The organism is Desulfuromonas soudanensis (genome assembly GCF_001278055.1).
In the GTDB taxonomy this organism is placed as follows: domain Bacteria; phylum Desulfobacterota; class Desulfuromonadia; order Desulfuromonadales; family WTL; genus Deferrimonas; species Deferrimonas soudanensis.
Genome location: NZ_CP010802.1, coordinates 2344043 through 2368020, shown reverse-complemented (window position 1 = coordinate 2368020; position 23978 = coordinate 2344043). Strand labels below are relative to the sequence as shown.

Annotated in this window: 17 protein-coding genes; 14 read left to right on the top strand and 3 right to left on the bottom strand. The window is 59.3% G+C overall.

The window, feature by feature from the left end; genetic code table 11:
• Positions 1-3: 3 nt before the first annotated feature.
• Positions 4-3093: an efflux RND transporter permease subunit gene (locus DSOUD_RS10645; protein WP_053550991.1), complete on the top strand. Its 3090-nt coding sequence runs from the start codon at positions 4-6 to the stop codon at positions 3091-3093.
• Here DSOUD_RS10645 and DSOUD_RS10640 read toward each other — a convergent pair.
• The 3 genes from DSOUD_RS10640 to DSOUD_RS10630 form a co-directional block, all read right to left on the bottom strand.
• Entirely contained in the window at positions 3077-3622 is a 546-nt protein-coding gene (locus tag DSOUD_RS10640; protein WP_053550990.1) for a hypothetical protein, read from the bottom strand. The two genes, DSOUD_RS10645 and DSOUD_RS10640, sit on opposite strands and share 17 nt — an antisense overlap.
• Before the next feature lie 74 nt (positions 3623-3696).
• Positions 3697-4890, bottom strand: coding sequence for an MFS transporter (locus tag DSOUD_RS10635; RefSeq protein WP_082351216.1), 1194 nt, complete (start codon positions 4888-4890; stop codon positions 3697-3699).
• An 11-nt stretch (positions 4891-4901) separates the two neighbouring features.
• Positions 4902-5111: a ferredoxin gene (locus DSOUD_RS10630; RefSeq protein WP_053550989.1), complete on the bottom strand. Its 210-nt coding sequence runs from the start codon at positions 5109-5111 to the stop codon at positions 4902-4904.
• 215 nt (positions 5112-5326) lie between these two features.
• Between DSOUD_RS10630 and DSOUD_RS10625 the strand changes: the two genes are divergently transcribed.
• From DSOUD_RS10625 to DSOUD_RS10565, 13 genes are all read left to right on the top strand, one after another.
• On the top strand, positions 5327-6829 hold the full coding sequence (locus DSOUD_RS10625; protein ID WP_198300307.1) for a sensor histidine kinase: 1503 nt from the start codon (positions 5327-5329) through the stop codon (positions 6827-6829).
• Positions 6819-8174: a sigma-54-dependent transcriptional regulator gene (locus DSOUD_RS10620; protein ID WP_053550987.1), complete on the top strand. Its 1356-nt coding sequence runs from the start codon at positions 6819-6821 to the stop codon at positions 8172-8174. Before DSOUD_RS10625 ends, DSOUD_RS10620 begins: the two co-directional genes overlap by 11 nt.
• Before the next feature lie 224 nt (positions 8175-8398).
• Positions 8399-8959, top strand: coding sequence for a GspH/FimT family pseudopilin (locus tag DSOUD_RS18700; protein WP_053550986.1), 561 nt, complete (start codon positions 8399-8401; stop codon positions 8957-8959).
• A 21-nt stretch (positions 8960-8980) separates the two neighbouring features.
• A complete protein-coding gene (locus DSOUD_RS10610) occupies positions 8981-9805 on the top strand; it encodes a prepilin-type N-terminal cleavage/methylation domain-containing protein (RefSeq protein WP_198300306.1) in 825 nt (274 codons plus the stop codon).
• Positions 9802-10218 carry a type IV pilus modification PilV family protein gene (locus tag DSOUD_RS10605; protein ID WP_053550984.1) on the top strand — a complete coding sequence of 139 codons (417 nt, stop codon included), beginning with the start codon at positions 9802-9804 and terminating at the stop codon, positions 10216-10218. The genes DSOUD_RS10610 and DSOUD_RS10605 overlap by 4 nt, the downstream gene beginning before the upstream one ends.
• A 39-nt stretch (positions 10219-10257) precedes the next feature.
• Entirely contained in the window at positions 10258-10842 is a 585-nt protein-coding gene (locus tag DSOUD_RS10600; RefSeq protein ID WP_053550983.1) for a PilX N-terminal domain-containing pilus assembly protein, read from the top strand.
• 1 nt (position 10843) lies between these two features.
• Positions 10844-15067: a pilus assembly protein gene (locus DSOUD_RS10595; protein WP_053550982.1), complete on the top strand. Its 4224-nt coding sequence runs from the start codon at positions 10844-10846 to the stop codon at positions 15065-15067.
• Positions 15068-15497: 430 nt separating this feature from the next.
• Positions 15498-17732 carry a ribonuclease R gene (gene rnr / locus DSOUD_RS10590; protein ID WP_053550981.1) on the top strand — a complete coding sequence of 745 codons (2235 nt, stop codon included), beginning with the start codon at positions 15498-15500 and terminating at the stop codon, positions 17730-17732.
• Between the two features lie 66 nt (positions 17733-17798).
• The gene (locus DSOUD_RS10585) at positions 17799-18761 is read left to right on the top strand and encodes a bifunctional riboflavin kinase/FAD synthetase (RefSeq protein WP_053550980.1); all 963 of its coding nucleotides are present in this window, start codon (positions 17799-17801) and stop codon (positions 18759-18761) included.
• Between the two features lie 73 nt (positions 18762-18834).
• Complete coding sequence (gene aroE, locus DSOUD_RS10580; RefSeq protein ID WP_053550979.1) at positions 18835-19695, top strand: shikimate dehydrogenase; 861 nt, start codon at positions 18835-18837, stop codon at positions 19693-19695.
• Positions 19696-19771: 76 nt separating this feature from the next.
• Positions 19772-21472: a type IV-A pilus assembly ATPase PilB gene (gene pilB / locus DSOUD_RS10575; protein ID WP_053550978.1), complete on the top strand. Its 1701-nt coding sequence runs from the start codon at positions 19772-19774 to the stop codon at positions 21470-21472.
• A 78-nt stretch (positions 21473-21550) separates the two neighbouring features.
• A complete protein-coding gene (locus DSOUD_RS10570) occupies positions 21551-22696 on the top strand; it encodes a type IV pilus twitching motility protein PilT (protein ID WP_053550977.1) in 1146 nt (381 codons plus the stop codon).
• Positions 22697-22754: 58 nt separating this feature from the next.
• A complete protein-coding gene (locus DSOUD_RS10565) occupies positions 22755-23972 on the top strand; it encodes a type II secretion system F family protein (RefSeq protein ID WP_053550976.1) in 1218 nt (405 codons plus the stop codon).
• Positions 23973-23978 lie beyond the last annotated feature (6 nt).

The window sequence follows — 23978 nt, the reverse complement described above, 5'->3', positions numbered from 1 at the left end:
TCCATGCTGATTTCCAACGCCGCCATCGGCCACCGCAGCACGGTTTTCACCCTGATGCTCTTTGCGGTCATCGCCGGGGTTTACTGCTATCTGACCCTTCCCCGGGAGTCGACCCCGGACATCACCATCCCCTACGTGCTTGTGGTGACGACATACGAGGGGGTCGCCCCCACCGACATCGAGACCCTGATCACCCTCCCCATCGAACGCAAGCTCAAGGGGCTCAAGGATGTGGAGGAGATCCGCTCCGTTTCGGCGGAAGGTTCCTCGATGATCACCATCGAGTTCAATCCCAGGGTCGACATCGACAACGCCCTGCAGTGGGTGCGTGACAAGGTCGATCAGGCCAAGGGGGATCTCCCCGACGATCTGGAGAACGACCCTTCGATCCTCGAGATCAACTTCAGCGAATTCCCGATCCTGATGGTCGCCGTCTCCGGGGATGTGGACGAAGCGGTCCTCAAGGGTGTCGGGGAAGAGCTGCAGGACCGCATCGAAGAGATTCCCGGCGTCCTCGACGTGGTCTTGACCGGCGGCCGGGAGCGGCAGATCCGCGTCGAGTTCGATCCGGAGCGGATGGCCGCCTACCAGCTCTCGTTCACGGAGATTCTCACCTCCATCAGCCAGGAAAACGTCAACATCCCCGGCGGCAGCATCGATATCGGCCGCGGCAAGTACCTGCTGCGCATTCCCGGCGAGTTTACCGATCCTTCGATCATCGACAACCTTGTGCTGGTGGCCCGGGACGGCAAGCCGATCTACTTCAAGGATGTGGCACAGGTTGTAGACACCTTCGAAGACCGGCAGAGCCACGCCCGTCTCAACGGTCGCCAGAGCGTGACCCTGGCGGTGAAGAAACGCACCGGCGAGAATATCATTGCCGTCGCCGACCAGGTCTTCGCCCTGCTGTCGGCCGCCGGCGACCAACTCCCCCCCGGTATCGAGCTGGCGGTGACCATGAATCAGTCCAAGGACATCCGGCGCATGGTCGCCGACCTGGAGAATAATATTCTCACCGGGCTGATCCTTGTCGTGGCGGTCATCTTCCTTTTTCTCGGGGTGACCAACGCCTTCTTTGTCGCCCTGGCGATCCCCTTCTCCATGCTCTTTTCCTTTGTGGTGCTGCAGGCTTTCGGCATCACCCTCAACATGGTGGTCCTTTTCAGCCTGATTCTGGCCCTCGGGATGCTGGTCGACAACGCCATCGTCATCGTCGAGAACATCTACCGCCACATGCAGGAAGGGAAGGGGCGGGTCGCCGCATCCCGGGCCGCCGTCGCCGAAGTCGGCTGGCCGGTCATCAGCTCGACCCTGACCACCCTCTGCGCCTTTTTGCCGCTGATTTTCTGGCCGGGGATCATGGGCGAGTTCATGAAGTTTCTCCCGATTACCCTGATGATTACCCTCACCGCCTCGCTCTTCGTCGCCCTGGTGATCAATCCGGTTCTCTGCGCCAGCTTCATGCGCCTGCGCCCCGGCGACGGGGGGGACGGCAAAGGCACCCCCTGGATACTGCGCATCTATCGGCGCATTCTCGAGTTCTCCCTCGGGCATCGCCTCGTCGTCGTCTCCGGTTCCGTCCTCTTTCTGGTGGTGATCTCCGGGATCTACGGCCTGATGGGGCACGGCGTCGAACTCTTTCCAGAGACCGAACCGAACAACGCCTACGTGGAAATCAAAGCCCCGGAAGGAGCCAACCTGGAAACGTCCAACACTCTGGCGAAGATCGTCGAGACGGTGGCTCAAAGCGAACCGGATGTGGAATTCACCATCGCCGAAGTCGGGGTTTCGGCCGGCACCGAGTCCGGCGGCGACGGCAGCTCTCCGGCCAACCAGAGCAAGGTCTCCCTCAACTTTGTCGAGCGGTCCGTCCGCCATGAGGATACCAACCGGGTGCTGGGGCGAATTCGCGAAAAGGTGGCGGGTCTGGCCGGGGCGGAGATCAAGGTCGAAAAGCAGAAGGAGGGGCCGCCCACCGGTGCGCCGGTGAGCGTCGAGATCAGCGGCGAGGATATCGTCATTCTCGGGCTCCTTGCCGACCAGGCCAGGAGCCTCATCGAGGACGTGCCGGGTCTGGTGGATCTGAAGGACGATTTCACCCAGGCCAAGCCGGAAATCCGGGTGCTGGTCGACCGGGAAAAGGCCTCCCTCCTCGGTCTCTCGACGGCCGATATCTCCCGCACGGTCAAGGCGGCGATCAGCGGCAGCAAACTGGGGATCTACCGCCAGGGGAACGATGAATACGACATCGTCGCCCGCCTCCCCGAAGCGCGCCGTCAGACGATGGCCGATATCGAAAATCTGCTGATCCCGACCCGCGACGGCAGTCCCGTCCCCCTCTCCACCGTCGCCCGCATCGAAATGGCCACCGGCTTCGGCTCCATCCGTCATCTCGATCAGAAAAGGGTGGTCACCCTCACCGCCAACACCTTCGGACGCAACAGCAACGAGGTCCTTCGGGAGGCTCAGGCGCGTCTGGCCGGGCTCAATCTCCCCGCCGGCTACAAGGTCGACTTCTCCGGGGAGCAGGAAGAGCAGCAGAAGGCCTCGACCTTTCTCGCCAAGGCATTTCTGTCAGCGATCTTTCTCATCATCCTGGTTCTGGTCACTCAGTTCAACTCCCTGATCCAGACCTTCATCGTCATGACCTCGGTGATCCTCTCCCTCTCCGGGGTCTTTCTCGGACTCCTGATCACCGCCACCCCCTTCGGCATCATCATGACCGGCATCGGCGTCATCTCTCTGGCCGGGGTGGTGGTCAACAATGCCATCGTCCTCATCGACTACGTCAATCAGCTGCGCCTTCAGGGACTTGCCTTGCGCGAGGCGCTGATCCAGGCCGGGATCGTGCGCTTCCGGCCGGTGATGCTCACCGCGGTGACGACCATTCTCGGCCTGCTGCCGATGGCGGTGGGGGTGAGTTTCGACTTCAAGAGTTTCAGCTGGGAAATCGGCGGCGAGTCGGCCCAGTGGTGGGGGCCGATGGCGGTGGCGGTGATCTTCGGTCTGGCGGTGGCGACCCTGCTGACCCTGGTCGTGGTGCCGGTGCTCTATTCCCTCATGACCCGGAAGGAAACTATTCGAGAAGGGTGAGAGATTCGGCCATCCTCGAAAAAGCTGGGCGGAACCGGTCGAAATATTCCGGCGGGGAGGAGAAGGAGAGGGTAAAGGCGCGGCGGTAGGAGGTCAAAAAAACCACCTGATAGGTGCGCTGCGGGGTGTGACCGAGAATCTGCAGGGCCGGGCCGGAAGGGAGTTCGATCTCGCGGCGGTCGGTCACGACGAAGCCGGGATGAGCGGATTGAAAGATTTCCAGCATCTCCTTTATGCCTCCCCGGACCAGGGAGGGGGGGAGGGCGGTGACGCGCCCCCTCGCCGGGCTCCCTTCCCCCGGGGGAGCGGGGGAGAGCCATTCCACCGTGTACGGGTCGGAAACGGCGCCCTTTTTGCCCCCTTTGGTCCGGATCCAATCATGGGGGTATTCGATGGCGAAGTCGAGGTTGGCGTTGAGATAGTACGATTCGTGTTCCGAAAGAGCGTCCTGCGACTTTGTCTTCCCCGCGCAACCGGCACCGATCAGGAGCGCCACCAGGAGCGTCAACAGCCGAAGGCCTCTCCCCATCCCTTTTCCTTCCCTGTTTCCCATCGATCCCTCCCCGCACAAATTCTAGATCTTCAATCGTCGATTGCAAGGATTCATGTCTCCGCCCGGGGGCGGGGATCGAGGGTGCGGAGGAAAAGGGCGGCCAGGGGCAAAAGGATCGTTCCCAGGAGGAGGGCGAGGAGGAGGAAGGTCGGGCGCAGCCCCCAATGGTCCGCAAGGGCGCCGACCAGCGGCCCGCTGCCGACGAAGAGAAGGCGGAAGATCAGCGACTTCAGGGAGAGGATGCTGGCCCGGTTTTCCCGGCTGCTGGAGCGCTGCAGGTGGTTGCGCAGGATCGGCCCCTGCAGGCCGCGCATCGCCGTAAGGAGGTAGTAGCCGAGGAAGCTCCAGACCCCGGCGGTCAGCCCGAGGACCAGATAGCCGGCGACGATCAGGAGGAGGAAGAGCCCGGTCAGTCCCCTGTCGCCGAGATGGAAATGGATCCGGTGGCCGATGAGGGAGAAGAGGGCGACGCTCAGGTTGGCTCCGGCCCACACCGGCCCGAACCAGGCCAGGGGAACTCCGTTCTCCTGCATGTAGGGCTGGATCAGCCACACGGGGTAGAAGGAGGCGATCCCCAGGACGGTGGAGAAGAGGATGGCATAGCGCAGCCGCCGGTTGTCGATGAGGGCGTAGCGGATCTGCTTCAGGGCCTCGGCGAGGTGGGAGGTCACCGCCTGGCGCTGGGGGACGGGGGGCTCCACCAGCTTCCAGGATATCCCGAGGGCGAGGGCCCAGACGCCGACCTGGATGTAGAAAGGACTCAAAGGGGCAGCGGCATAGAGAACGCCGGCAAAGAGGGCCCCGGCCGCCTCGCCGATCTGGGCGGCTCCGGCCATCCGGCCGTCGTAGCGGGCGTATTCGTCTTCCTTCCCCTCAAGGCGCAACGTTTCGAAGAGGAGCGCCGCATCGGAGCCGCTGATAAAGGCGAAGGAAACCCCGAGGAGGATTTCGGCGACAAGGACCCCGGCGAAGGTGTCGGCCGCGGTGTAGAACCCCCAGCCGACGATGCCGATGAGGGAGGCCAGGGTGAGGGCGAAGCGGTAGCCGAGGCGGTCGCTGAGGTAGCCCGAGGGGTACTCCATCAACAGCGTCGCCACCGAGAAGATCCCCTGCAGCAGGAGAATCTCCGTCAGGGACAGGCCGATGTGATCCTTCCAGAAGAGGGTGATGATCGCCATGGGAAAGAGCGTCATCTTCAAAAAGGCAAAGGCGTAGAGTTTGCGGATGTTGCCGGCGGTCTTCAAGGGGGCAGGGGTCAATCCTGCCAGTAGATGCAGGCTGCCGGGCAGCGATCCATGGCCAGCTCGATCTTCTCCTCCGGTGCGCCGTCGGGGTTGTAGACCTCCGACTTGTGCTCATGGTGGTCGTCGTGGTCGCCGGTCATGCGGAAGACTTCGGGGCAGACCAGGGTACAGACTTCGCAGCCGATGCAGGCGTCCTGGTCAACGGCGGGAATGCGCGCCATGGGGATCTCCTTTTTTTTGGGCGGATTTGGTGGCGGCATCCTAGCAGTTTGATCGTCTCTTTTCCAGTGCCGGCAGCAAAGATCCCGTAAATATTATCTTCGCCGCCGACTCCCCCTTTCACCCGGCCGGCGCTGTGTGCTATCTTGGCCGTGGCCCGAGGGGGTCATTCGTGCACGACAGATTTTCCTCAACCTGCCGGCCAGGGGAGATGTCCGTGAAAAGAAGGGTCGGACTGCGTACGGAAATTATCGTCAACATCTCCTTTCTTGTCGGTGCGGCGCTCCTGCTCGGAGGTTTTCTGCTGGTCAAATTGACGGAAAGGGAACTGGTCGCCCAACGGGTATCTTCCGTTTCCGCGACGATGAAGATCGTCGCCGGGGTCCTGGCTCCCGACCTTGCGGAAAAAGATGATCTCAGGGCACGGGTCGAAACGGTTCTCCAGCCCCTCTCCGGAAGTCTTTCTCCTGCAGGCTGGTGCCTTGTCGACAGGGATCTGACGTCGCTGGCCGCTTCTTCCGGTTTTGTCCCGGACCGAACCGAAATCCTTCAGGTCCGCTATCAATCCGAACCCCTGTCAAAAATAGATTACGACTTTAACCGGATCCCCGGGTTTGGCGGCGCGGCCTCGGTTCTCGTCTCGGTCCCTGTTTTTCATCGCCAGCAATTTGCCGGTTCTCTGCAGGTCCGTTTTTCCCTGGCGGATGTTCGCCGGCAGGTCGCCTCAGCACAGAAGCTGGTCATTCTCTATGCCCTCCTGTACGGAACCGTACTCGTTTCAGCCGGCGTTTATCTGTTGAGCCGCAACGTCGTCCACCCCGTACGGCAGCTGATGGCGAGCACCCGGCAGGTCGCCGGGGGCGATCTGGAACAGACCCTTCCCGTTACCGGCCCCAGCGAGATTTCCGATCTTGCCGGTTCCTTCAACACCATGGTCGCCGCCCTCAAGGCGAGCCGTTTGCAAAGCGAGGAGGCTATTGCCACCCTGCATGATGCCAATCTGGAGCTCCTGCAGGCGCAGCAGGAGCTGCTGCGCTCGGAAAAGATGGCCTCGGTCGGTCATCTGGCCGCAGGCATGGCTCACGAGATCGGCAATCCCCTCGGCGCCGTCATCGGCTATCTCGAAATCCTGCGGGGAGATCTTGGTCCCGGCCCCGAAAAGGATCTGGCCGAACGCGCCCTCACCGAAACCGGGCGCATCGACCGTCTGGTCCGCGACCTCCTCGACTACGCGGCTCCTTCGCCCATCGATACCGAACTGATCGATCCCGCTCAGGTCCTGAGGGAGGCCCGGGACATCCTTGTCCAGCAAGGCGCTTTGGCAGCCTTGTCCCTGACCGATGCGCTCCCTTTGCAGCTGCCGAAAACCTCCATCGCCAGACACAAACTGCTGCAGGTCTTCGTCAACCTTCTGCTGAATGCCCGGGACGCCTGCGACCCTGGGGGGACGATCGGGCTCGCGGGAGGTTCGGAGCCGGGCTGGGTCTCCCTTTCGATCTCCGATACCGGGGCCGGGATGAGTCAGGAGATCGCCAGTCACATCTTCGATCCGTTCTATACCACCAAGGCCCCGGGACGCGGGCGCGGGCTCGGCCTATCCGTCTGCCACCGGGTGGTCAGCGAGGCCGGCGGCGTCATTTCCGTGCAGTCCGAACCCGGCAGGGGGAGCAGCTTTACCGTCAGGCTGAAGGAAGCCGAATCGAGGTGCCATGAAACGTGACGATGAAAAGATCCTGGTGATCGACGATGAAGCGCCCCTGCGCCACATGCTGCGTCTGGTCCTCGAAAAAGCCGGGTACAGGGTGATCGAAGCGGCCGACGGCGCCGTCGCTCTTGCCATTCTCGAGGGGGAGCCCTTCGACCTCGTCCTCTGCGATATCCGCATGCCGGAGATGGACGGGCTGGCCTTTCTCGATCAGGTCGCTGCCCGCAAGCTTCCGGTCACGCTGATTATGATGAGCGCCTACGGTTCCATCGATACCGCCATCGAATGCATGAAGCGCGGCGCCTACGATTACATCTCCAAGCCCTTCAAGCCCGATGAGGTGATCCTGACCCTGCGCAAGGCCGAAGAGCGCCTCCGCCTGCGGCGGGAAAACGACCGTCTCCGCGACGAACTGGCGACCGTCTCCCCTCCATCGGGAATCGTCTCCGTCAGCGCCTCCATGGAGCAGGTTTTGAAGCTGGTCCGCCAGGTGGCCGTCTCGTCTTCCCCGGCCCTGATTACCGGGGAAACGGGGACCGGCAAGGAGCTGGTCGCCCGGGCCCTCCACAACGAGGGGGGGCGCAGGGATCGTCCGTTTGTCGCCGTCAACTGCAGCGCAATATCGGCAAGCCTCATGGAGAGCGAACTGTTCGGTCACGTCAAGGGGGCCTTCACCGGCGCCGACCGGGACCGCCCCGGACTGTTCGGGGCCGCCGACGGCGGCACTCTGTTTCTCGACGAAATCGGCGAACTCCCCCTCGAACTGCAACCCAAGCTGCTGCGCGTTCTTCAGGAGGGCGAAATTCGCCGGGTCGGAGAGAGCCGCTCGCGCCGGGTCGATGTCCGGGTGCTGACGGCCACCGCCCGCGATCTCAGGGAGGAGGTGGCCCGGGGGCGTTTCCGCGACGATCTCTATTTTCGCCTGGCCGTGGTGGAAATCCCCATTCCTCCCCTGCGGCAGCGGATGGAAGACCTCCCCTTTCTCGTCGAGCATTTCGTTGCCCGCATCGCCGCCCGCGAGCGGCGATCGCCGCCGGTTTTCACCCGCGCCGCCATCGACCTTCTCCAGGGATATCGGTGGCCGGGAAACGTTCGGGAACTGGAAAACTTCATCGAGAAGACCCTCATCTTCTGCCGGGGGGAGACGATCGACGGCGCCGAGCTCCCCTGGGAGGTCCGCCGTGAAAATCGCACGGAGCCGAGCAGTCTCTCCCTCAAACAGGCGGCATCGCGCCTGGAGCGCGAATATATCGCCAAGGCCCTGGCGGCCACGGGCGGAAATCGGACCCATGCCGCGCGCCTGCTGGAGATCAGCCTGCGCGCCCTTCTCTATAAGGTGAAGGAGTACGGCATCGAGTGAACGGTGAAATAACTGCGTGGTGGTACGCAGAATTTGCGCATTCAGGCGGGACGTTGGGGGGGTAATCGATGAGTGGCACCAGTGTGACCGCTCGCATAGGGGGTCCGCTTTGCTGAAATGTCGTTTACATTCCAGTTCTTTGACCCCGATGGAACGCTGGATGGTCTTTGTTGTGAGCTTATTGGTGCGAATATTGCTCATGGGTTTAAGGCAGGAGGTAGGGGATGAATGCAAGCCGGATGGGAAACAAGGGTTTTACCCTGATTGAGTTGCTGATCGTTGTGGCGATATTGGCTATTGCCAGTGCCATTGCGGTGCCGGGGATCCGTCAAATGCGGCAGAACACTGTGCTGAAGTCCGAGGCGCGGGATCTGCTTTCGGCCTTTCATACGGCAAGACTCGAGGCCGTAAGCCGAAACACCGATGTAACCATCTCTTTTATTAAAGGGGCCTATTCGCCCGCCGGTGGCGTCGGCGAATATACGGTCTTTATCGACAACGGTGCCGGTGCCGGTGGTGTTGCCGGGAACAGACTCCCCGATGGTGATGAGGAGAAGATTATCGAAAAGGCCATTGGTGCCGGCGTGTCCATGCCCTTGTCCGCCAATTCAACTTTCACGGGGACATCTCCGGCGATGTGGGCCGGTTTCAATTACAGGGGACTCCCTCTGGAGAACAACCTCGGGGGAGTGGTCCTGCAAAACGCCAACAGCCGCTATTATCGGCTCGTTATGTCGCCGACGGGAACTGTCCGGATGCAACAGAGTTCGACCGACAGTTGGTAATAAATGGGAATGGAAATCGCCATGAATAAATCAAGTACAAGGCAAAAAGGCTTTAGTCTGGTCGAGTTGCTGGTGGCCCTGGTCATTTCGGCAGTCGTCGGCACGGCTCTCGTGTCGATTTTCATCACCGATTCGCGAAGATTTACCGTCCAGACCCAGGTGGTGGACATGCAGCAGACCCTTCGAGCGGGTTTGGACATGCTCTCCCAGGATCTGCTGATGGCCGGATATGATCCGACGGAGAGCGGGAATTTCGGCATTACGGATATCGGTCTCAGGAATCTCGACAACAATCTTGATACGACAGGGGACAGCTCCATCACCTTTGAGATGGACGACAATGAGGATGGTCTGCTGGATAGTAACGAAACCATCCGTTACGTTCTCTATGATTTTCCCGTCGATACTCCGGACGGACGCACCGACCTGGGGCGAGTTGTCGGGGGAGGGGGGCGCCAGCTCCTCGCCGAGAATGTCGATGCCATCGGGCTGGCCTATGCCTTTGATCAGGACGCTGATCGTGTCATCGATACCTCGGCCGGAGGAAACCTGATCTGGGCCATGGATACCGACAACGACAACGTCCTCGATACCGCCCTGGACACCAATGACGACGGGGTGATCGATGCCGATGATGACGCCGCCGGAGTTGCCCTCCCCACGTTGGTCCAACTCGATCGGATTCGGGCGGTGCAGATTTGGCTTCTGGTGCGTAACGAGACGGCCGACACCGGCTTCATCAATAACGAAACTTATGTGGTGGCCAACCGCCGACTCGCCTTCAATGACAACTTCCGCCGCCGCACCCTGTCAACGATTGTCAAATTCAGGAATTTGGGATTATGAAGAGTCCGCGGAGAAGGGAACAGGGTTTTTCCCTCATCGAAGTTCTGGTGTCCATGTTGATTCTCTCCATAGGGCTCATGGCGGTGGCGTCCATGCAGATCAATGCCGGAAGGAGTGACATTCGTTCCATGGGGATGACCAAAGGGGGAGCCTTGGCTCACGGCAAGATGGAGGAGTTGATCGGGCGCCCCTATGAACACGCCGACCTGGTCGCCGGTGCCGGTGTGCATCCCTGGGAAATCCGCGAGGAATATTCCCTGGGATGGGAGGTTGTCGATAATACCCCAATTCCCAACGTCAAGACCGTGACGGTGACCGTGGAATGGGATCGGGACTGGGAGGGAGGCGATGCAGGCGAACCTTTTCCCCCCCAAACCTATCGGCTCTCCTATATCAAACCCGCAGGGATCTGAAGAGAGAAGAATCATTCGGTATTGTCGAAAGGAATTGGCATGAAAAAGTCGTTTGCCAGGATAAAAAAGGAAGAAACCGGCTCGGTTCTCATCCTCAGCCTGTTGATTCTCATGGTGTTGACCCTTCTCGGCATTTCTGCCTCGAATACTTCGGTCTTTGAATACAAGATCGCCAGCAACGATAAATATCGGGACATGGCATTTTACAACGCCGACGGCGGGATCTACGCAACCGCCAAACTGATCGGCGAAGTGATCACCGGCAGCGCGGATCCCGATCACCCCGGGGTGGTGAGTTATCCCATCGACGGCGGTTTCACAGTTGCCGGAGATTTCTACAAGGAGGCGATGGGTTACAAGGTTCCGGATGACCCTTCGTTAAGTGATCTCAGAATCAACTTGGCCCAAGGGTCCGTGGATATCGACATCGTTTCCCGCAGCGCCCAGCAGATCGCCGGAGGGGGCGCCGAGTTCGGCAGCGGTTCCGGCGGCGCCGGTGTCGGTTCCGTGGGCGGAATCGGCATCAAGTATGAGATCGATGCCTACGGCAATGGACCGGCGAACTCCCGGGTGGTTGTCGGTACGCGATATGTGAAGATTCTCGGGGCATCCGGAGGTTTATAAAATGAAAAGTACATCTAAAAAACTGATTCCTGGCGGAACCCTGACCCTGTTCATTGTCTTCTTGCTGGTCCTGTCGGTCAACGGCCCGGTCTTTGCTCAAACCATGGGCACTTATACCTCCTATCCGCCGGTTATGGCCTCATCGGTCAAGGCCAGTGCCCTGATCCTTCTGAGTAACGACTGGACGGGATTTACCGAGGGGTATCAGCAACCCTATAACGATTCCATCGATTATTACGGCTACTTCGATCCGAAAAAAAGTTACAAGTACACTACCGCCAAAAAGTTTTTCCCCTATCAGGTCAACGCGAGCACAACCAACCATCACGCTCCAGCCGGGTATTGGAGCGGCAACTTTCTCAACTGGCTGACCATGTCCCACGGCGATTTTTTACGCAAGGCGTTGACCGGGGGGCGCCGCGGGGACGATGCCGTCGCCTCGACTCGGCTGGAACGGGCCAATATCGCCACGAGACCCTGGACCAAGGAACCTTTGGACTACACGGGGTACCTCCCCGAAAATTTTACTCCCTTCTCAGGCAGTGTTAAATTCAAGAGCACCGGCATAAAACTCCAGGCCACCAAAGGGAACACGGCACTTGGACAATATGACGTGCAGGTAGAAGTCTGCAGTTCCGAGGTTTCCCTCGAGAACAACTGTACCCTGTATCCAGCCGGCAATTACAAACCCCAGGGCCTTCTGCAACGCTACTCGGACAGGATAGATTTCGGCCTTATGACTTACAGCCATGGGAAAGTCGATGCCGGAGGAATTATCCGTCGCAACATCGGTGATGTCAGCTTCGAATTCTCCCAGACCAATGGCCAGGAAAACAGCGGCATCTCCGGAATGATTCGCTATATCAATAATTACACGGAAAAAGGGTGGGATCCGCTGGGTGAAATGTACTTCGACGCTCTGCGGTTCTACAAAGGGCTGACGACCGCCGGAGCGACCTCCGCCTTCTGTCCGTCGGGCACGAACGACGATAGTTATCCTTTTTTCGGCTGTGCGAGCAATAAACCCTGGGAAGATCCGATCACAACCTGGTGTCAGAAGAACTCGATCGTTATTCTGAATGACGAATACCCCAGCAGAGATCACGAGTCGATCTCCGGAAGTCCCTTCTCCACTTTCACCTCTTCGGACTTCCCTATTGATGCCAGCGCTTGGACAAAAGCGGTCGGCGATGCCGAGGGGATCACCGGTACCGATCGATTTGTCGGAAATATTCTCGGGGGGCTTCAGGACAACAGCTGCAAGGCGACCAAATTCATTAATGATCTGAGCAAGGTCACCGGCATGTGCCCTTCTGAGGGGGATGCCAATGCGAGTTATCTCCTGGCTGGACTTGCCCACTATGCCATGACCGAAGATATCCGGCCGGATATGCCAGGCGACCAGAATGTGCGTACCTATACCATCGCCTTTCGCGCCTCGGACCAAGAATACTTCGTTCCTCCTGCGCCGATGAATCCCCTGTGGCTGGCTGCCAAGTATGGCAACTTCAACGACGTGAACGGGAACAACCTCCCAGACCTGCAGGAGGAGTGGGACGTAGTTCCTCTCGGCGGAGACGGGCAACCGGATGGTTTTTTCTATGCCGAATCGGGGGGCGGCGTCGAGGATGCCCTGGAAAAGGTTTTTGATCTGGTCATCAAGGGTTCGGCTTCGGGGACCTCGGTTTCGGTTCTGGCAACCTCCGGCGAAGGGCAGGGCAACCTGGTCCAGGCCTACTATCGGCCACGTCAAACCATCGGAGGCAAAGATATTTACTGGACCGGATATCTCCAGTCCCTCTGGGTCGACGAAAAAGGATTTATCCGTGAAGATACCAACGCCAACCATTCTCTTGACACCAGTACAGACAAGGTTGTCCGCTACTTTGTCGATACCGACGGTGTGACCAAGGTGATGCGTTTCGATGTCAGCTCTGAACATCCTTACCCCGATGTCCTGAATGATTCCCCTGTAATTAAAGGCATGGACGATGTCGCCGTCGTCTGGGAGGCGGGGTCGCGCCTGGCAAGCCGCTCGGCCGACAGCCGAAAGATTTACACCTATCTTGATCTGGACAACGATCAGACAGTCGATGCCTCGGAGAGAATGGATTTTAACGGGGTGTCAGCCTCCAGCATCCAGCCCTTCCTCGGCCTGCAAAATGCTGTGGACAACGTCTATCTTGGAGCCACCGAGGCTGATCGTGCGCAGAACCTGATCGAATATATTCGCGGCAAGGATCCGATCCTCGATACTTCGTCCTTCATCGACAGCGATAACAGCCTCAATCTGCGTGACCGGGTGATTTACGGACAAACCTGGAAACTGGGCGACATCATTCATTCAACGCCCGTCGCCGTTTCGACTCCGGTTGATAACTATGGCGCAATCTACGGCGATCAGACCTACCAGGCGTTTTACAATCAGTACAAGAATCGGGAAACGACTGTTTATGTCGGAGCCAATGACGGGATGCTCCATGCCTTTACCTCCTGGCGCTACGACTCCACGGCTAAAAGCTACGTTAAGCCTGCCGTCGCCTCCAGCAGTGAAGAGATCGGCGATGAATTGTGGGCCTATATTCCGCAAAATCTGCTGCCTCATCTCAAGTGGCTGGCCCGTCCGGACTACTCGCACGTTTTCTACATGGATCTGCAGCCCAAGGTGTTCGATGCCCGCATTTTTCCCGAGGATGCGACCCACCCTCATGGTTGGGGTACCGTCTTGATCGCCGGAATGAACACCGGCGGAGGGGACATCTTCGCCACCGGAGCCTTCGACGGGTCGACATCTGAAACGCGCTACTTCCGTCCCAGTTACGCCGCCATCGATGTCACCGATCCGCGAAATCCCAGGCTTCTCTGGGAGAAAACCTTTGCCGGGTTGAACCACACCACATCTTTTCCGGCGGTACTCAGGGTGGAGGACTCCAGCGGTACCACCGACAAGGGTATCTGGTATGCGACCTTCGGATCGGGGCCGGCGACCTACGAAGGCACCAGTTCCACCAACGGCCGCATTTATGTCGTTGATCTCCTCACCGGCAATCCTTATAAATCCGGGACCAATGACTGGCTCTTTCAGACGGCCGAGACCAGGGCATTCATGGGGTCCCCGGCCTCTATCGACATGGGGCTCAATTACAATGTCGATGCCTTCTATATCGGCCAGACCTACGATTCAAGCAACAATGCAACCCCTTCCTGGAAGGGGACGCTGTACAAGGTACGCATTCCCTGGGAGGGCACCTTGCCGAATTCTCCCTATGGTGCGTTGGGCACCAATGGAAGATACAATTCCGATCCCACCTCCTGGAGACTGGTTCGTCTGTTTAATTCCCCGCGACCGATCACGGCGGCGCCGGCCCTGAGTCTCGATCAATTCCTGAATACCTGGATCTATTTCGGAACGGGACGCTATTTCAACCTTGGCCTCGGCGGAGACAAAAGCAGCACCGAAACCGAGTACCTCTATGGCATCAAGGATCCCTTCTTTAACAAGGAGCACCAATTAGATCAACCCCTGGCGATTCCACCCAAGGATTATATCTTTAATGACGACTATTACCACAATACCTTGAGCGCCCTGACGCTCGCGCCGGCTAATCTCTTCAACGCCGATCCTTATTCGGTGCTGGATAACGGCACGGTCCTCACCGGTGCCCCGGGAACTTACACGGTCTGGGGAAACTTCGATCTTCTCAAGCGCACTGCCTGGACAAAAGATGGTTGGCAACGAACGTTGCCGTCTTCGACAAGCGCCGAACGGTCTCTGACCAAACCGGCGGTGATCGGGGGGGTCTCGCTCTTTACAACCTTTACCCCTGAAGGCGATGTTTGCAGCTTCGGTGGGAACAGCTATCTGTATGCTCTCTATTACGAAACTGGGACGGCTTATAAACAATCGGTTTTCAAAAAAGTAACTCAAACGACCGTAACCGAAATTGTCGATGGTGTGAGTGTTGAAGTCACCAAAAATGTTTATACCGGTGCTACGGATACGGTCACGGTTGACGGCGAAACCCAGGAAAAAGTCGTCGACAAGACCGACCTCGGTTCCGGTACGACATCCAGTGTCGGTATCCATGTCGGATCACAGTCCGGAGGCGAAGCGACCGGTTATGTCCAGCAGGGGACGGGAAACGTCATCGACTTTGGCTTCAAGCCGGCGTTCAATATCCGCAGCGGCTTACGATCATGGCGAATCGCTGAACCCAATTTTTAGCCGCGTCGTAAAAGCCCTGATGTCGATGGGCTCAGGAAAAAACGCGCAAGGGTCATAAAACGAAAGGCAGCCAGGACGGCTGCCTTTCGTTTTATGGAACAATAGCTCATCCCCCTTTTCCCTGCCTCGCAACCCTTTTATTGATTTCCTCCAGTGATTTACGTATAGTTATCCCCTTGCTGCCAGCAGATTGGAGAGGGGACCACCGTTATGGCCAGGTTCGTTCCGTTTCTCGGAGTCCACTACAACCTCGACAAGGTCGCTGATTCCGCCAGCACACCGGCTCCCTTCTACGAATCCATATTTCCGACATATCAAGTACACTCCATCCCCTTTTTTCTCGCACCTTCTTCAGCTTCGCCTTCGGGGGTTCTTTTTCCCCGTCGTTCGTTTTTTGCCATCGCCTGTTTCCCCGGGAGAACGTCCAGTCATGCCAATATCCGCACCTGACCTGCTCCGAATTCTTCAAAGCCACGCCCGACAGCCCCTGACGTCCACGGAGATTTTCGCCGAACTCTCCCTGTCCCCCGCCGAGCAAAAGCTGGCCATCCGCTTTCTCGACGATCTGGTCCGCCAAGGGGCCCTGGTCAGCCTCAAGGGGGAGCGTTACTCCATCCCCAGCCAGGTGAGTCTGGTCGTCGGGGTCCTTCGGGCCCACCGGGACGGCTACGGGTTTGTTTCTCCCCGCCCCGGCGAGGGGGCGGATGTCTTCGTCCCCGCCCGGTATCTGCGCGAAGTCATGGACGGCGACCGGGTGATTGCCCGGGTCGAGCGCGGCGGCCGCGGCGGCAAGCCCGAGGGGCGCATCATCCGCGTTCTGGAACGGGCGCACCAGACGATGGTCGGGCGCTACGAGGTCGGACGCCGCATCGGCTTCGTCGTCGCCGCCGACCCGCGCATCGCCCAGGACCTCTTCATCCCCCCCGGCGCCGAAGGGGAGGCCCGGCCGGGGCAGGTGGTCGTCGCCCGCATCGACAACTATCCGAGCAAGACCCGCGGCCCCGAGGGGACGATTATCGAAGTGCTGGGCGAAGCCGATGATCCGGCCGTGGAAATTCTTGCCATCGTCCATAAAAATGGTTTGCCGCACAAGTTTCCCCCGGAAGTACTTGCGGCCGCCGAGGCTGTTCCGCGCGAAGTCGGCGCTGAAGAGATGGGTAACCGCGTCGATCTGAGGACCTTGCCGATTGTCACCATCGATGGCGAAACCGCCAGGGATTTTGACGATGCCGTGGCGGTGCGCCAGGAAGAGGGGGGTGGAATCCGTCTTTGGGTTTCCATCGCCGACGTCGGCCACTATGTGGCCGAATCGAGCCTTATCGACGTTGAAGCCTACGAGCGGGGGACCAGCGTCTATTTTCCCGGCCAGTGCATTCCCATGCTTCCCGAGGCCTTGAGTAACGGCATCTGTTCCCTCAACCCCGGCGTCGACCGTCTGACGATGACCGCCGAGATGGTTTTCGACGAGCAGGGAAAACAGGTGGAGAGCCGCTTTTATCCTTCGGTCATCCGCAGCCATGCCCGGCTGACCTATACGGAGGTGCGGGACATGCTGGCGACGGGGGAAGGGGAGGGCGCTCATTTCCAGGGCCTTCTCGGGCACCTGCGGCTCATGGAGGAGCTGGCGGGCCGCCTGACCGCCATGAGACGCCGCCGGGGGAGCCTCGATTTCGATCTGCCGGAGGCCGAGGTCGTTCTCGACCTGCAGGGGCGTCCGGAAAACATCATCCGTTCCGAGCGCAACGTCGCCCACCGCCTCATCGAGGAGTGCATGCTGGCCGCCAATGAGGCGGTGGCTGCTTATCTTACGGCCAATGACGTGCCTATTCTCTACCGGATTCATGAGCCTCCCGATCTCGGGAAGATGCAGGCCTTTCAGGAGTTCATCGCCCACTTCAACTACGGCCTGGTTCTCGACGGAGTCGTCGAGGCCAAGCGCCTGCAGACGCTTCTTGCCGAAGTTGCCGGGCAACCCGAGGAGCGGATGATCAACCAGACCCTCCTCAAGAGCATGAAGCAGGCCCGCTATTCCCCGGACAACATCGGGCATTTCGGCCTGGCCGCCGACTGCTATTGTCATTTCACCTCGCCCATCCGTCGCTACCCTGATCTGTTGGTGCATCGCGCCCTGAGGGAACTCTCCCTTAAGGGTTCCCTGGCGCCGGGGCGCATCAGTCATCTGAAGCAGGTCCTGCCGGAAATGGGGGAACATACCTCCCACCGGGAGCGGCGGGCCATGGACGCGGAGCGCGACATCATTGCCCTGAAAAAATGCCAGTTCATGGAGGAAACCGTCGGTCAGGAATTCGACGGCTTCGTCTCCGGCGTTCAGGCCTTCGGCATCTTCGTCGAAATCAAGGATATCTTCGTTGAGGGTCTGGTTCACATCTCCAGCCTTTCCGACGATTTCTATCATTTCGAAGAGGATCGCCAGCGCCTGATCGGAGAAAATACCCGGAAGATCTTCCAGGTCGGCGACGGAGTGCGCGTCACCGTCGCCAAGGTCGATCTCGAACGTCGCGAGATCGACTTCACTGTCACCGGTCTCGTTCCCCGCCCCCGGCAGAGGCCGAAGGACAAACCGAAAGAAAAACCGAAGGATAAGGTAAAGGAGGGGCAGAAGAAGGGTCGAAGCGGGTCGCGGCGCAGACGGAAAAAAACCTGATCTTCTGTTCAGCAGCCATAAGTTGGAAGGAAGAAATCAAGTGACCCGTCGGACATTTGCTGCGCCATGAGAATTATAAGAGACTTACAGGAAATCACGGCCCCTTTCCCGGGGGCCGTGGTGACCATCGGCAATTTTGACGGGGTGCACCTGGGGCACCGGGAGATTTTTCGCCGGGTGGTAGCCCTGGCCCGGGAATCCCAAGGGACCTCAGTGGTTTTCACCTTCGTCCCCCATCCCCTCAAAGTCCTCTCTCCCGAGCGGGCTCCCCGGCTGATCAACACCTATGCCGAAAAGGAGCGCCTGATCGAGGCCTCCTGCATCGACGTCCTGATCAGTCTCCCCTTCACCGTCGAAACCTCATCGATTTCGGCGAGTCGCTTCGTCGAAGAGATTCTCGTCGGCCGCATCGGCGTCCGCCATCTGATCGTCGGCTACGATTACGCCTTCGGCCGCGGCCGGGAGGGGGACGTCGACTTTCTCCGCAGCAAGGGTGAGGAGTACGGTTTTGCCGTTCATGTTCTTTCTCCCGTCGCCCATGAGGGGGAGACTTACAGCTCGACCCGGATCCGTCAGCTTCTCGCCGCCGGAGACGTCGTCGGCGTCGTTCCCCTTCTCGGGCGGCACTTTACCCTCGAGGGGAGGGTCATTCACGGCGCCCACCGGGGGAGCGGCCTCGGATTTCCCACGGCCAATCTCGATACCGACAAGGAACTCCTTCCGCGCCCCGGCGTCTATGCCGTAAAGGTCAAGCGGGGGGAATCGGTTCTGGACGGGGTGGTCAACATCGGCTACAATCCGACCTTCTGTGCCGAGCGCCTCTCTCTCGAAGTTCACATCCTCGATTTTGCCGGGGATGTGTACGGCGAAACCCTGCGTCTCTATTTCGTCGGCCGCCTGCGGGATGAAAAGCGTTTCCCCTCCCCCCATGCCCTTGTGGAGGCCATCGGCGAGGATGTCCGGCAGGCGCGGCAATTGCTCGGTGCGGCACGTATTATCGAATATCGTCAGTATCTTGATTGCGGCTGAAGGAAGGTAGAAGGAAGAAGGTAAATTCTGTGTTCTGTATTCTATATTCTGTATTCTGAACCAAGGATCTTCCATGCTCGTGCGCGGTACAACTCGAATCTTCGGCATCTTCGGCGATCCGGTGGCTCATTCCCTGTCGCCGCTGATGCAGAATGAAGCCTTCAGTTGCGCCGGCATCGACGGGATCTATGTCCCCTTTCACGTCGCGCCGGCGGCCCTGGAACAGGGGGTGGCGAGTCTGCGGGCTCTGAAAATCGCCGGAGTCAACGTCACCATTCCGCACAAGGAAGCCGTCTGTCAATATCTTGACTTTGTCGACCCCGAGGCGCGCCTGATCGGCGCCGTCAACACCATCGTCAACCGCGACGGCCTCCTCTGCGGCTACAATACCGACGGCAAGGGGCTGCTGCGCTCTCTGGCCGAAGACCTCGAGTTCGCTCCCAGAGGGAAGCGGATACTCCTTCTCGGGGCCGGCGGAGCCTGCCGTGCGGCCCTGGTGGCGCTGGCGCGGGGCGGTGCGGCATGGATCGGCATTGCCAACCGCACACCCGCACGGGCTGCGGCTCTGGTAGAGGAGTTTCACATTTCTCTTGGCGGCACAGCCCTTGCAAGTTTCTCCCTGGCCGCCGAGGATCTCTCCTCCCTTGCCGAAATTGACCTTCTGGTCAACACCTCGGCCCTCGGACTCAAGGGGGAATCCTTTCCAGAAATCCCCTGGAGTTCTTTTAATCCCGGGGCCCGTGTCTACGACATGGTCTATACCCGAAGCGGTACGCCGTTGCTCCACGCCGCCCGCGACCGCGGTTATGCGGCGGCCGACGGCCTGGGGATGCTGGCCGGGCAGGGGGAGGAGTCCTTTGCCCTCTGGACCGGCACCGCGCCGCCTTCTGGCGTGATGAAGGGGCGGCTTTTGGCAGAATTCTCAGAACGTTAAAGACCCTGCCTTGACAGGTTTCGGGCCGTTTCTATAAGATACACGCCAATCAAGTTACGAGGGGAAGCCGCTTCATATGACAAGCAATCGACTCGGAGAACTCCTGGTCCGCAACAAGCTCATCGACGAGAGCCAACTTGCCAAAGCCCTTGAAGAGCAGAAGGTGCAGGGGGGGCGTCTCGGCGCCAGCCTCATCAAACTCGGATTCCTCAAGGAAGACGAACTCTCGGCCTTTCTCTCCCGTCAGTATGGCGTCCCCTCCATCAACCTGGCCGAATTCGAGATCGATCCCGGGGTCATTCGTCTGGTCCCCTCCGATGTCGCCCAGAAATATCAGATCATCCCTATCAACCGGGCTGGCTCGACCCTGATCGTCGCCATGAGCGACCCGTCAAACATCTTTGCCATCGACGACATCAAGTTCATGACCGGTTTCAATGTCGAGGTCGTCGTCGCTCCCGACACCTCGATCAAGGCGGCGATCGACAAATACTACGACCAGAGCGCCACGCTGGCCGACGTGATGAACGATCTCGAGGACATCGATCTCGAGGTCGTTGACGAGGCCGATGATGTCGATGTCAGCGAGCTGGCCAAGGCCAGCGAGGATGCGCCGGTCGTCAAGCTGGTCAACCTGATTCTGACCGACGCCATCAAGCGCAAGGCTTCGGACATCCATGTCGAGCCGTACGAGCATTCGTTCCGGGTCCGCTACCGCATCGACGGCGTCCTCTATGAGGTGATGAAGCCGCCGATGAAACTCAAAGCGGCCATCACCTCCCGTATCAAGATCATGGCCGAGATGGATATCGCCGAGCGGCGACTCCCCCAGGACGGCCGTATCAAGATCAAGCTCGGCGGCGGCAAGGACATGGACTACCGGGTCAACTGCCTGCCGACCCTCTTCGGCGAAAAGATCGTCTGCCGGCTCCTTGACAAGTCCAACCTGCAACTCGATATGACCAAGCTCGGGTACGAGGAGGCCGCTCTCAAGTGGTTCAAGCAGGAGATCCACAAGCCTTTCGGCATGGTGCTGGTCACCGGCCCCACCGGTTCGGGGAAGACCGTTTCCCTCTACTCGGCTCTTGCCGAACTCAACAAGGTGACGGAGAACATCTCCACCGCCGAAGACCCCGTCGAGTTCAACTTCGCCGGAATCAACCAGTGCCAGATGCACGAGGAGATCGGTCTCAACTTCGCCTCGGCGCTCCGCGCCTTTCTCCGCCAGGATCCGGACATCATCATGATCGGCGAGATCCGCGACTTCGAAACCGCCGAGATCGGGGTCAAGGCCGCACTCACCGGGCATCTCGTCCTCTCCACCCTCCACACAAACGACGCTCCGAGCACCATCAACCGTCTCCTCAATATGGGGATCGAGCCGTTTCTGGTCGCCTCGGCGGTCAACCTGATCACCGCCCAGCGCCTCGGGCGCCGTGTCTGCAGCGAATGCAAGGAACTTGAAGACGTCCCCGCAAAGGCACTCATCGACGCCGGCGTTCCCGCTGCCGAGGTCGGTGAATATGTCTGTTACCGCGGCGTAGGCTGCCCCACCTGCAACAATACCGGCTACAAGGGACGAATCGGCATCTACCAGGTCATGCCGATGTTCGAAGGGATCCGCGAGCTGATTCTGGCCGGAGCCAACACCGCCGAAATCAAGCGCGAATCGATGCGCCTCGGCGTCAAGACCATGCGCCAGTCGGCCCTGACCAAGCTCAAGGAAGGTGCAACCACCCTGGAAGAGGTGTTGCGCGTTACCGTCTCCGACGACTAGAATCTTCTCTCCAAGTCGACCATGTCCGGACATTCCCGGGCCTGATCCGTTGAACTCCCCGCAGAGGAACCTGTAAAGATGTCCACAGAACAAAAACCCCAGGCCGCATCCCTCGGTATTCACCAACTCCTCAAGGCGATGGTCGACCAGGGGTCGTCCGACCTGCACATCACCACCGGCACACCGCCCCAGATCCGCATCAACGGCCACATGGTCCCCCTCAAGCTTCCGCCGCTGCAGCCGGCCGAGACAAAGCAGCTCTGCTACAGCATCCTCACCGACGCCCAGAAGCGCAAATTCGAGGAGGAAAACGAGCTCGATTTTTCCTTCGGCGTCAAGGGACTGGCCCGATTCCGCGGCAACGTCTTCATGCAGCGCGGTGCCCTTGCCGGTGTCTTCCGGCTCATCCCCTTCAAGATCCTCACCTTCGACGATCTCGACCTGCCGCCGGTGGTGCGCAGCATCTCCCGCAAACCCCGCGGCCTTGTGCTGGTCACCGGTCCCACCGGTAGCGGCAAGTCGACCACGTTGGCGGCGATGATCGACGCCATCAACAGCGAGCGCCACGAACACATCGTCACCATCGAAGACCCCATCGAATTTATCCATCCCCACAAGAAATGCATTGTCAATCAGCGGGAGGTCGGGGCCGACACCGTTTCCTTCAAGCGGGCGATCAAGTCGATCCTGCGCCAGGACCCCGACGTCGTATTGATCGGCGAACTGCGTGACCTGGAAACGATCGAGGCCGCATTGACCATCGCCGAGACCGGCCACCTCTGTTTTGCCACCCTGCACACCAACTCCTGCGTACAGACCATCAACCGCATCGTCGATGTCTTCCCCACCAACCAGCAGCAGCAGGTGCGCACCCAGCTCTCCTTCGTCCTCGAAGGGGTCCTCTCCCAGAGCCTCCTCCCGAGGGCCGACGGCAAGGGGCGGGCAATGGCTCTGGAGGTCATGGTCCCCAATATGGCGATCCGCGCCCTGATCCGCGACGACAAGGTCCACCAGCTCTATTCGCAGATGCAGATGGGACAGGAGAAGTACGGGATGCAGACCATGAACCAGGCGCTGTTCATGCTTTTTCACAAGAAGCGGATCTCTATGGATGACGCGCTGATGCGCTCCTCCGAACCTGAAGAACTGCGGCAGATGATCGCCAATCCCGCATCGGTGCTGAAACGTCAGGGCCAGATGTCCGGGTCCGGACACGGTAATTAATACCTTCTGCCGGAACTCCGTCGGCAAGTCGTTCCACTAACTGAAAAAGAGGTCGATCATGCCCAAGTTTACCTGGGAAGGGAAAAACCGCAGCGGACAGATTCAGAAAGGGGATATGGAAGCCCCGAACGAGGCTGCGGTCAACAATCAGTTGCGCCGCAACGGCATCGTCCCCTCCAAGGTTAAAGAACGGGGTAAGGGTCTGGATCTTGAGATCAAGATCCCGGGAATGCAGCCGAAAGTGACGACCAAGGATCTGGTCGTCTTCACGCGGCAGTTCGCCACCATGATCGATGCAGGTCTCCCCCTGGTGCAGTGTCTCGACATTCTCAGTCAGCAGCAGGAAAACAAGACCTTTCAGAAAATGCTCGTCGCCGTCAAGGAGAGTGTCGAGTCGGGATCGACCTTTGCCGACGCTTTAAAAAAACACCCCAAGGCCTTTGACGAGCTCTACGTCAACCTGGTGGCGGCCGGTGAAGTCGGCGGCATCCTTGACACCATCCTCAACCGTCTGGCGGCCTATATCGAAAAGGCCCAGAAACTCAAGAAGCAGGTCAAGAGCGCCATGACCTATCCGACGACGATTGTCGGCATCGCCCTCGTCGTCATCTCCGTCATTCTTGTCTTTGTCATCCCGGCCTTCGAAGCGATGTTCAAAGATTTTGGCGGTACTTTGCCGATGCCGACCCAGGTCGTCATCGCCATCAGTAATTTTATCCAAGATTACATTCTTGTCATTTTAGGCGTCGGCTTCGGCTCTGTTTTTCTCTTTAAAAAAATCTATGCAACAAAGCCGGGAAGAGAAAGGATCGATGATTGGTCACTTTATTTGCCCGTTTTCGGACCGCTGATACGCAAGGTGGCGGTCGCCAAATTTACCCGTACCCTGGGGACGATGATTTCCAGCGGTGTTCCCATTCTCGACGGACTGGAGATCGTTGCTAAGACCGCCGGCAACAAGACCGTTGAAAAAGCTATTTATCACGTTAAAAAGAGCATCAGCGAAGGTAAGACCATTGCCGAACCCCTGACCAAATCCGGGGTTTTCCCGCCCATGGTCTGCCAGATGATCGCTGTCGGCGAACAGGCCGGTGCTCTTGATACCATGTTGAATAAAATTGCCGACTTCTATGATGATGAAGTGGACGATGCCGTTTCCAACCTCACTGCCATGATGGAGCCGCTCCTCATGCTCTTCCTCGGCGTCACCGTCGGCGGTCTGGTCATCGCCATGTACCTGCCGATCTTTAAACTGGCCGGCGCGGCCGGAGGGTAATCCGGC